The organism is Streptomyces cacaoi (assembly GCF_006539165.1).
In the GTDB taxonomy this organism is placed as follows: Bacteria; Actinomycetota; Actinomycetes; order Streptomycetales; family Streptomycetaceae; genus Streptomyces; species Streptomyces cacaoi.
Genome location: NZ_BJMM01000003.1, coordinates 347,407 through 358,010, shown reverse-complemented (window position 1 = coordinate 358,010; position 10,604 = coordinate 347,407). Strand labels below are relative to the sequence as shown.

At 75.2% G+C, this 10,604-nt stretch carries 7 protein-coding genes; all 7 read left to right on the top strand.

Features of this window, described 5'->3' with window-relative positions:
- Positions 1–50: 50 nt before the first annotated feature.
- The 7 genes from SCA03_RS34985 to SCA03_RS04850 all read left to right on the top strand — a co-directional run bounded on the left by SCA03_RS34985 (position 51) and on the right by SCA03_RS04850 (position 10,575).
- The gene (locus SCA03_RS34985; protein WP_170223830.1) at positions 51–3,107 is read left to right on the top strand and encodes a hypothetical protein; all 3,057 of its coding nucleotides are present in this window, start codon (positions 51–53) and stop codon (positions 3,105–3,107) included.
- Entirely contained in the window at positions 3,104–3,550 is a 447-nt protein-coding gene (locus SCA03_RS34980; protein ID WP_030881885.1) for a hypothetical protein, read from the top strand. Before SCA03_RS34985 ends, SCA03_RS34980 begins: the two co-directional genes overlap by 4 nt.
- 28 nt (positions 3,551–3,578) lie before the next feature.
- Positions 3,579–4,100 (top strand): nucleotide exchange factor GrpE, encoded by a 522-nt coding sequence (locus tag SCA03_RS04870; RefSeq protein WP_158102346.1) that lies wholly within the window; start codon positions 3,579–3,581, stop codon positions 4,098–4,100.
- Positions 4,101–4,204: 104 nt separating this feature from the next.
- A complete protein-coding gene (locus SCA03_RS04865; RefSeq protein ID WP_086817688.1) occupies positions 4,205–6,352 on the top strand; it encodes an Hsp70 family protein in 2,148 nt (715 codons plus the stop codon).
- Positions 6,349–8,298 (top strand): Hsp70 family protein, encoded by a 1,950-nt coding sequence (locus SCA03_RS04860; RefSeq protein WP_086817667.1) that lies wholly within the window; start codon positions 6,349–6,351, stop codon positions 8,296–8,298. The genes SCA03_RS04865 and SCA03_RS04860 overlap by 4 nt, the downstream gene beginning before the upstream one ends.
- A 46-nt stretch (positions 8,299–8,344) precedes the next feature.
- Entirely contained in the window at positions 8,345–10,057 is a 1,713-nt protein-coding gene (locus SCA03_RS04855; RefSeq protein ID WP_086817669.1) for a methyl-accepting chemotaxis protein, read from the top strand.
- The gene (locus SCA03_RS04850) at positions 10,054–10,575 is read left to right on the top strand and encodes a hypothetical protein (RefSeq protein WP_030878341.1); all 522 of its coding nucleotides are present in this window, start codon (positions 10,054–10,056) and stop codon (positions 10,573–10,575) included. Before SCA03_RS04855 ends, SCA03_RS04850 begins: the two co-directional genes overlap by 4 nt.
- Positions 10,576–10,604 lie beyond the last annotated feature (29 nt).

Genomic DNA, 10,604 nt, shown 5'->3' with positions numbered 1-10,604 from the left:
TCGCGCGGGCGGCGCCGCCTCTGCCGGGCGCCGCCGAACGCGCGCGGTACGTGCGGGGCCGGCAGGCCGATGCCGAGGGCGACTGGGCCGGGGTCATCGACGGGTTCGGCGGGCTGCCCGACCGGTACGCCGGGGGCGAGGTCGGCGTCCGGCGCCAGTACGCGCGGGCCCGTGAGGCCATGGCGCGGGGCGAGAGGGGCGCGGTGCTGGGGCTGCTCGACGGGATCGCGGACGCCGGCCGGGAGGGCGGGGTGGGTCTGCTGCGGACGCTGGCGCGGGGCAGGCGGGCCGAGGACGTCGGCGACTGGCGGGGCGCCCTGGAGTGCTACGCGGCGCGGGCGGGCGACGAGGCCGGTCTGGGGCTGCGGCGCCGCTATGCGCGGGGCCGGGTGCACGCGCTCGACGGCCGCTGGGAGGAGGCGCTGGAGGCGTTCGCGGAACTGCCGGAGGGCCACCGGGACGTGGCCCTGTGGCGAGGGTACGCGCGGGCCCGGCTCGCCGAGCGGCAGGCCGAGCAGGAGACGGCGGAGCCCGGGGGTTCCGGCACGGACGCGGGAGTGCGCTGGCAGCGGGTGTGCACCGCGTTCCGCGCTCTGCCCGTGGACTTCGAGGACGTGCGGCCGCGTACCGGTTACGCCCGGGCCCGCTGTGCCGAGGAGGAGGCGGACTGGCCGGGTGCCGCCTCGTTCGCCGGGGCGCTCGGCGCGTACCGGGACGCGCCCGCCGTCGCCGGGTACGCGCGGGGCCGGGCGGCGGAGGCGCTCCAGCAGTGGGAGCGTGCCGCTGACGCCTTCGGGGAGGCGGGCGGCCGGCGGGACGCGGCGCAGCGGCTCGCCTACGCGCGGGGGCGGTCCCTGGAGGCGGCCGGCCGCTGGCGGGCGGCCGTCGAGGCGTACGGGCGTGCGCGCGGCGGCCACGAGGGCGCCGAGGTGCGCCGCAGCCGGCTGCTGCGGCTGCTGGAGCTGTTCCCGTGGGCGGAGGAGCTGACGCGTGCGGCGCTGGTGGCCGATCCGTTCGCGCTGGAGGACCCGGTGGAGAACCCGTACCGGGCGCTGCGGGACGCCGGTATCGGGCCGGGGTCCACCTGTGCGGAGGTGCGGGACGCCACGTACACGCTGATGGAGCGCGGCGTCACCATGTCGTGGCCGGAGCGGATCGCCTGGAAGGAGCTGCGGGCGACGCGGCGCAGGCTGCGGCTGGACGCGCTGCTGTACCGGGTGCACGAGCCGGAGACGCTGCGGGCCCGGCTGGCGGATCTGACGCCCGGCGGCGGGACGGACCTCCTGGGTGCGCTGTGCCGTCAACTCCCGCGCGACGCACCGCTGTTGCTGCTGTTGAGCCGGGGCAGGGAGGCGGCCGTCGCCGAGTGGGAGCGCATGCTGCGGGCCGCGCCCGGCGACACGGGCGTGCTGCACGGGCTGGCCGTGGCACGGCTGTGGCAGGCCAGGGAGCTGGAGGAGAGCGGGGCGTGGGAGCACGCCGTGACGGTGTGGGAGTACGCGCTGGCGTACTGGGCCACGCTCCTGACGGACGACGGGCACTGGGAGGGCTGGCGGCGGGAGCGGGCCGCCTGCTACGCGTGCGAGCTGTCCCCCGTGGACACCGACCGGTTGCGCTGGGAGCTGGGCCAGTTCCTCTCCGACCGGCTCGCCGCGTACGAGCAGCGGCACACCGAGGCGGGCCGTGCCGAACAGGCCGACGCCTACCGGGTGTTGGGCGAGACGCTGGAGGCGGAGCTGAGCGGGGCGCGGGAGCTGGGGGATGTGGGCGGGATCCTGGCGGGCGGCGCTTCGGGGTGCGGCGCGTCCGGGGGCGGGGAGCCGGTGCGCACGCTGGCCTGCGGGCCGGGCTATGTGCGGCTGCTGGGGCTGGAGCTGCCGCTGGCCGAACTGGTCGCCAGGCTGGACGAGTCGGCGCGGCGCGAGCGGGGACCGGGCCCGTACGCGGCGCGGGAGCTGCGGCTGGCCTTCTCCGAGCTGCGGCCCGCGCACGCCCTGCACCGGCTGCACAAGTTCGACCAGGCGCTGCGTGCGCTGCCGCCGCTGGATCCGGCGTCCGCGCTGTCGGCCGACTGCGCCGGCCCGGCACCCGGCGGTACGGGTGGTCATCTGCGGGAGTGCGGGCACTGTGCGGACTTCCTGCGCCGCAACCCGGCGTATCTGCGGCTGCCGGACCGGCGTGCCCGGCTGCTGGACGACGCGGTGGACCTCGCGGTGCAGGTGCGTCTCGCGCTGGCCCGGACGGCGCTGGCGTCCGGCGGGGCGGGCGGCGACGGGCCGGGGCTGGCGCTGGAGCAGTGGCGGGAGGCGATCGCCGTGGCGCGCTGCGCGGGCATGCAGGTGCGCACCAAGCGCGCCGTCGTACGGACCGCGCTGGGCCGGGCCAAGGCGCTCACCGAGGAGAACGACGCACAGCAGGGCGAGCGGCTGGACCAGGCGGTGCGGCTGGTGGAGCGGGTGCGTGAACTGGGCCCGTTCGACCAGGAGTCGGGCCAACAGCTGGAGACGACGTTCGCACAGCTGCTGTCGGCGCGGGGCGTGTGGCGGGGCAACCGCTGCGAGGACTTCGGTATCGCGCCGGACTTCCGTGCCGCCGAGTCGGACCTGCGCCGGGCCGTGCGGGTCAACCCGGATGCGCTGAACGCGCGCAGGAATCTGGCGAAGGCGCTGGTCTCGACGCTCGACGAGCGGCACAACGGGGCGTCGGGGAAGCTGGCGGAGCTGCTGGAGGTCCTGGAGATCCTGCACACCGGCCTGGAGCGGGCGCCGACCTACCGGCGGTTCCTGCCGGTGCTCAGGGAAGCGCTGGAGGCGCTGGAGGCGGCGGTGCTGGTGGGCGCCGACATCGAGGAGTTCCGGTCGATGATGCACAGGCTCGGTGACGAGCCGGGCGCCGGCAGCGATCTGCCGGGCTGGGCACGGTGGTTGGCGGGCCGGGCGGAGGAGGAGCGCCGGCGCGGCAACCGGCTGTGGGGGCTGCACTATCTGATCCGGGCCACCCGCGCCGACCCGGCGGACCCTGTCATCAGGGCGGCCCTGCTGGACGCCGCTGTCCGGTGGCGGGCGGAGGGCCCGGAAGGGGACGGCGCGAGGGAGGACGCACGGTGATCCACGATCCCTCGACGGCGTGGCGGGGGCCCTACCCGTACGAGGTGCTGGCCGGTGCGGGCGTCACACCGTCGACGACGCAGGCCGAGCTGCGGGACCTCACCTTCGAGCTGCTGGAGCGGCGGATGCTGACGCCGCGTTCGCAGCGCGCCTGGAGCGAACTGCGCTCGCTGCGCGGCCGGTTGACGGCAGATCTGCTGCTCTACCGCGTCGGGCTGCCGGAGGCGGTCGCGGGGGCGCTGGAGGAGACGGAGCGGGCGCTGGCCGCACCGGGCGTCCCGCCGTCGGCCGAGGCGTCTCTGGCGCTGCCGTGGGAGGGCGCCGTCCGGCTGGTGGACGAGCTGGACGGGGTGCCGCTGCCGGAGCCGCCCGTACCACCCGAGGTGCCCGGGTTCGGCGGGCCGCCGGGCGAGCCGGGCACCCATGTCCGCTTCGACGAGTGAGCCGGGACCAGTGAGCGAGGAGCCGGAAATGAGCGTGCGGGAACCGGATGCGGGGGCCTGTGCCCGGGCGCTGCGGCGTCAGGAGGACGCGCACCGGGCGCGGACGGAGCGGCTGATGTACGGGCTCATCGACGTCCTGGACTCCTTCGACCGGCTGCTGGCCGCGCCCGCGGCGGGGCAGGAGCCGGACGGCGGACCGGGTCCGGGAGTCGGGGCCATCGCACGCCAGTTGGAGCGTGCCGTGCGCGAGGAGGGCCTGGAGCCGCTCGGGCGCGTCGGCGAGGCCGCCGATCCGCTCACGCACCACGTCGTCGACGTCCGTCCGGTGCGTGGCGCGCGGCACGGCACGGGGATCGGAGCGGGGGCCGGGGCGCGGCCCCCGGACGCCGACGGCGAGCCGCCCGGCTCCGCGGAGCGCGCCGGGCCCGGTGCGGAGACGGTGGTCGAAGTGGTGCGGCGGGGCTACCGGTTCCACGGGCGGCTGCTGCGCCCCGCGTCCGTGGTGATCGCCGTGGACGGCGGAACCGAGCCGGGAGCGCGGGAGCCGTGACGGGCGGTGCGCCGGGGCGGGGACGGACGGAAAGGGACAGGAAGGGCCAGAAAGGGACGGAAAGGGTCGGGAAGGGACGGCGACAGGCAGTCATGGGAGAGGGCATGAGGGCGGTCGGTATCGATCTGGGCACGACCAACAGCGCGGTCGCGGCCTACGACGCCGCGCGCGGCGAGGCACGGATGCTGCCCGCCGAGGGCGGCAGGACGTGGACGCCGTCGGTGATCGGGCTGCGCCGCGCCGACGGCAAGGAGAAGCAGCTGGTCGGGGAGGTGGCCGTCAACTGGGCCGCTCGCGCGCCCCGGGACACGATCTTCTCGGTCAAGCGGCTGATGGGCAGGCACTTCGACGACGAGGTCGTCGCGAAGGCACGTGAGCGGCTCAACTACCGCATCGTGCGCGGCCCGCAGGACGATCCGCGCGCACACGTCGAGCTGGGCGACGAGACGTGTACGCCCGCCCAGCTGTCGGCCCTGCTGCTCCGGCAGCTGGCAGCCAACGCGTCGCGGTCGCTGGGCGAGGAGGTGACGCATGCGGTGATCACCGTCCCGGCGTACTTCCTGGACGCGCAGCGGGCCGCGACCCGGGAGGCGGCCGAGCGGGCCGGGCTGCACGTGAAGAAGATCATCGATGAGCCGACGGCCGCCGCCGTGGCGTTCTTCGGGCTGGACAAGAACCCCGGCGACCGCAGCCGCATCCTCGTCTACGACCTGGGCGGCGGCACGTTCGACATCTCCGTGCTGAACGCGGTCAAGGACGCCGAGGGGCACGGCCAGTTCCACATCCTCCAGTACAGCGGGGACAACTGGCTGGGCGGGGACGACTTCGACCTGGCCATCGTGGAGTACATCATCGCGTCGATGAAGCGCGAGCACGGCGTCGACCCCTCGCACGACAAGGGTTTCCTGATGACGGCGAAGGCGAAGGCCGAGCAGGCCAAGCGGACGCTGAACGAGGACACCGTGGCGTACATCGTGATCCCGGCCGCCTACCGGACCGGCGAAGGCCGGCCGCTGGACGTCGAACTGGTCCTGACGCGCGAGCAGTTCGACAAGATGATCGAACCGATGGTGCGGCGGACCATGGAGCTGGTGGAGCGGACGCTGGAGGAGCAGGACCTCACGCCCGACGACATCTCCGACGTCCTCCTCGTCGGCGGGGCCACCTACACCCGCAAGGTCTACGAGACCGTGGAGTCCCACTTCGGCCGGGAGAAGGTCCGCCGGAACATCAACCCCATGGAGTGCGTGGGGCTCGGCGCCGGCATCCTCGCGGGCACCCTGCACGGCGTCGAGTGCCCCGAGCCCGCCTGCCGCCGGCCCAACGACGACGCGGCCTCCCGGTGCACGGAGTGCGGTGCCAGCCTGGTGAACGCGCCCGTCTTCGGCGAGACGGGGCTCAACGAGGTGACGGGACCGTCGATGGGCATCGCCGCGGTCCGCGGGAACCGGCGCGACGTGTTCGTCCCGATCATCCCGCGCAACACCCCCTATCCGCTTCCCGAGCCCCAGCAGCGGTCCTTCGAGGCGACCGACAGCCGCTTCATCCGCGTCCCCGTGTACGAGGGCGACGACCCGGTGGCCAGCCGGAACGCGGAACAGGGCGTCATCGAGTTCGAACTGCCGGAGGAGATCGACCCGCACAGCCGGGTGGACGTGTCCTTCAACTACACGGTCAACCGGACGATCAATGTGCGGATCAGCGTGGCCGGCACGGACATGGTCAAGGTGGACACCCCACGCCGCCAGCTGCCGCCCACGCCCGCACCCGAGCCCACGCAGGAGACCGACAACGGCTGGAACGAACAGCTCCTCAGCTACGTCATGGGACACACGGAGGAGTTCCTCCAGTCCTACGAGGCGCACATCGAGCCGAACCAGCGGATGAAGGTCAACCGCGATCTGGAACAGGCACAGCGGGCCCTGGACCACGGCGAGACCGGCGAATACGAGCGGCTCACGGGGCTGCTGTACGACGACATGCTCCACCAGTGCGGGCTCGCCAGTAAGTTCGCACAGGCGGAGCGCGCCGCCGAGGGCGCCTCCCCGGAGCTGACCGGCCTGATCAACGAGGCCGTCCGGCTGGTGAAGGAGGCGCACGCACGCGGCAACCCGGAGCAGCTGAGCCAGCAGGAACGCAACCTCACCACGCTGGTGGCCCGCGCGCTGACCGAGGCGAACGTCGCCGAGGTGCCCACCGAGGAGGGCTTCGGCGGCGAGCTGCGCATCCCCGACCACCGCCTCGACACATGACGGGGACGGGCGGCCGGGGCCGCGTCAGCCTCGGGCTGGACCTCGGCAGCACGGGGCTGCGCGCCGCCTACGCACCGGCGGACCCGCCCGGTGCGGGACACGACCGCGTCCGCGTGCTGGAGGACTCGGACGCCGGGGTGCCCTGGCTGCTGTGCGAACGCACCGCGGCGGGCCGCCTCCCCGTCACCTTCCCCAGCCTCAAGAGCGCGCTGGGCAGCGGCCGTCCGGTCCGGGACGGCGGCGCGGAGGCGGCCCCGGAGGAGCTGATGGCCCGGGCGCTGCGCACGCTGCGCACCCGCGTGGAGGCGGCGGCCTCGGCCGAGGTGGTGCGCACGGTGCTCAGCGTCCCCGCCGGCTACGGCTCGGCGCAGCGTGCCGCGCTCCGGTCCGCGGCGCAGCGGGCAGGGCTGGCCGGGCCGCTGCTCATCAACGACTCGGCCGCCGCCGTCATCGGGCACACCGCGGGCGGCGGCAGCGGCACCTATCTCGTCCTCGGCACCGGCTACCGGGGCTTCGAACTGGGTCTGGTGCGTGCCGTGCGCCGGCACTACCGGGCCCTCGGCTACGAGGGCGCCGAGGCACCGGGGGCGCGAGCCTTCGGCGAGTGGGTGCTGGCCGTCGTCTTCCCGCTGCTGCGTGAGCACGCGCTGCTGCCCGGCGGTGCGGAGCCCGCACGCGCCGACTGGCACCGGATGCTCCGGGGCGCGTGCCGGCTGTGGGAGCGCCTCGACGCCCGGGCGGCGCCGTCGGGGCCGGTGGTGGAACTCGACCTGGGCTTCCCCCGGTTCCACTTCGGGCTGCCCCGTGCCGCGCTGGACGACTACCGGCAGCAGCAGGCCGCGCGGATACAAGACCGGGCCAGGACACTGTTCCAGCAGACCGGGGTGGAGCACTCGCACGTGGACGCGGTGCTGCTGGCCGGCCGGACCACCGGTATCGGGCGCTGCGCCCTCGCCCCGCTCGGCCTGCCGTTCGTGGAGCTGGACGAGGCCCATCTGGCCCACGGCGCACAGCTGTACGCCCAGCAGCTGGAGCGCACCCAGCAGTCCCCCGAGGAGGAGGGCGCACTGCTGCCGCCGGACCCGTCCGGCGACACACTCGGCGGCGAACCCCGGCTCACCGCCACCCTGCTGCCCGCACCGGGGCCGGACCCTGCCGCGGACCCGTCGCCCGCCACACCCGCACAGCCGGACCCGGCAGCCGCACCACCGTCCCCGCCCTCCGCCTCAGCGCCCCCGGCCCCACCGTCCCCGTCGTCGCCCGCGCACGGCCGGGAGTTCCTCGACGAGGCGCGCCGGCTCGCCGCCACGGGCCGCACCGACGAGGCGTGCGCACTGCTGCGGGAGGTCCTCGACGAGACGCGGGAAGTGCTCGACGAACTCCTCCGGCGGCAGGACGGCACCGTGTCCGTCCCGGAGCAGGACACGGCGCCGGTGCCGGAGCCGGAGCAGCAGACTCCGGTGCCGGAGCAGGAGCCGGGGGCCGCCCCGCCGGGGCCCGGGCCCGGCCCCACCGGCGAGGCGGCCCGGCGGCTGGCGCACGCACGCCTCCTGCTGGGCCAGCGGCGGTGGGGCCAGGCGGTGCACGCCTCGCACGCCGCGTGGGCAGGAGAGACCGCGCGCTCGGCGGGCGCCGCCGATGTGCTGGAGGCGATGATCGACGTGCACTGCGAGGCGGCCATGGCGGCCTCGGGGCCCGAGCACTTCGAACAGGCCGACAGCTGGCTGCGGTGCGCCTACCAGCACGACTCGACCAATGCACGGGTGCGCGGCCTGCTGGCCGAACGCACCTACCGGCACGCGGCCGAACTCCACCGGCGCGGCACCCGCCGGGAAGCCCTCGAAGCGCTCCGCGCCTGCCTGGGCTGGGATCCCGAACACCCGGGCGCCCAGGAGTTGTTGACGCTCCTTCAGGGACCCGGGATACGGCCCCGTGGGGGTGTGTAGCCCGGTACGCTGTGCCGGGTCGGAGCGGATCCAAGGGGGATGAGGATTGCCGCAGACACCGCCTCGGGCACATCGGCTGCCCGACAAGACCGCGCTCGTACGGCAGTTGAGAGAGCTGGCCGAGGCTCCCCCGCTGGCGCTGCGCCGGAACGAACTGCTCGCCCTCGCCGACGACCTCGACCAGGACGGACGGCTGGACCGCTGGGCCGAGGTCGATCTGCTGAACGCCTTCGTCCGCACCGAGTCGCTCGCCGCGAAACCGGCCGCGCCCGTACGCACCGGGCCGCTCCGGGCGCTCGCCGCCCTGCCCGCCGCGGTGGCCCGGGAGTACCGGTCCGGCGGTGTGCGCGGCCTGCTGCTGTGGGCACGGGAAGGCCTGCGGGAACGCCCGGTCCGCGACACCTTCCTGGAGGCGCTGCTGGGGATGCTGGTGTTCGTCCCGCTGCTGATCACCTGGTTCGGGCTGCGCGAGGCCGTCCGCGCCTACGGAGAGCTGAGCGTGGACGATCCGAAGGAGTCGACGCGTCCCTTCCTCCAGCTGTGGCAGTCCGGCTTCGGCGGCCATCTGGCCCCGCTCGGCCGCTTCGAGAACGTGGCGCTCGCCGCCGTCCTGCTGATCGCGCTGCTGGTGGTGCTCTCCGGCTGGCACACCCGGGTGCGCGCCAGGACCGAGCGGGACGAGGCCGAGTGGCACGAGGAACGCGAACATCTGCTGGGTAGGCTCGCCGCCACGCTCACCCCCGTACAAGTGCTCCTCGCGGCCCACCGGGGCGCCTCTCCCGGCCAGTTCGGTGCCGAACTGACCAAGGCGGCCCGGCGGATGGAACGGCTCGCGGCCAAGGCGGACAGCAGCCACCACACGCTGGTCACCTCGCTCCAGGCCGCGCACGACGCCACCTCGGCCCTGGAGTCGGCGGCGCTGCGGCTGACCGACGAGATGCCCCGGCTGAACGCCGCCGCCGACCGGATCGGTGACGCCGTACGCGACGGGCAGTCGGCCGCGGCCCGGATCGGCACCGAGAGCGCGGACACCGCACGCGCCGTCGCCGACCGGATCAAGGCCGCGGGCGACGCCGTCGAGTCGGCGCTCACCGGGCTGGCCGCCGGTCAGCAGGCGCTGACCGAGAAATCGGCGTCCGTCGCCGAGGCCACGGAACGCGCCTCGCAGGCCCTGGTCGCCAGTACGGCCCGCACCGGGGAGGCCATCGAGGGCATGCGGATGGCCACCGAACGCTGGGACGCCGCGGCGGCCCACTGGCAGGACGCGGCCCAGCGCCTGGACAACGGCCTCAGCACCCTGCGCGGCACCGGCGCCGATGTCCACGGGCGGGCCGACGGCCGGGCAGCCGTCCCGTACGGCGGCGCGGGCGGATACGGGGACGCGGACGGATACGGGAACGCCGAGGGGTACGGGAACGCCGAGGGGTACGGCCGGGCGAGCGGGTACACCGACGGCCCCGGGTACCCGGACAGCACACCGGGACGGACCGCCGCGGGGTACCCGGGCAGCGCCCCGGGGCACACTGCCGCCGGATACCCGGGCGGCACCACGACGCCCAACCGCCCCGGGAACTCCGGGCACTCGGGCAGCCCCGGGTACTCCCCCGGGGCCGGTGAAAGGGACGCCGGAGGGCAGGGCGCCGCAGGGCAGGAAGCCGAGGGAGCGGGTGCGGCCGGGGCGGGGGTGCCGCCGCCCCGGCCCCGCTGGTCGCCCGGCGCCGGGCCGCAGCGGCGGGACGGCACGGAGGCCGGCCCGTGAGCAGCCCGGGCCGGGCACGCCCGGCACCGGGCCGCAGGCCGGGGCCCCGGCGCCGGCTCGGCGTCGTCGTCCTCGCGGGCTGGCTGTTCGCCGATCTGCTGCTGGTGCTCGCCCTCGTGTCGATGGCCGACCGGCCCGACCCGCTGGCGGACGAGCGTCCCGGGAAGCACCACCGCGAGAAGCCCAGCGAGCGGCCCTCCGCCTCCCCGACCCCGAAGTTCCCGCGTGCGGTCGCACGCACCCCGCAGGAGTTCCGGGTGTCCGGCACCGACCGCAAGAGCCTGATCGCGCAGCTGAAGAAGGACACCGAACCGTGGAAGGGGCGCAGTGCCGCGCTGGTGCTGACCTTCGGCGGCACGGCGTCCGGGACGAAGTACGCGCACCTCGTCAACTCGCTGCTGGCGAAGGCCCGTCCGGACATGTTCGGCAAGGACACCGCCACCGACGACTTCTTCAAGGTGAGCGACCCGCCGTCCACGGCACTGCTGCGCGTGTACTTCTACACCGCGCCACGCTGACCACCGGCGCACCGGAACGAGACGAGAGG

Excerpts from the sequence above, each read along its gene's own strand:
- SCA03_RS04860 (WP_086817667.1), top strand. The coding sequence starts at position 6,349 with ATGACGGGGACGGGCGGCCGGGGCCGCGTCAGCCTCGGGCTGGACCTC.
- SCA03_RS04870 (WP_158102346.1), top strand. The coding sequence starts at position 3,579 with ATGAGCGTGCGGGAACCGGATGCGGGGGCCTGTGCCCGGGCGCTGCGG.
- SCA03_RS04865 (WP_086817688.1), top strand. The coding sequence starts at position 4,205 with ATGAGGGCGGTCGGTATCGATCTGGGCACGACCAACAGCGCGGTCGCG.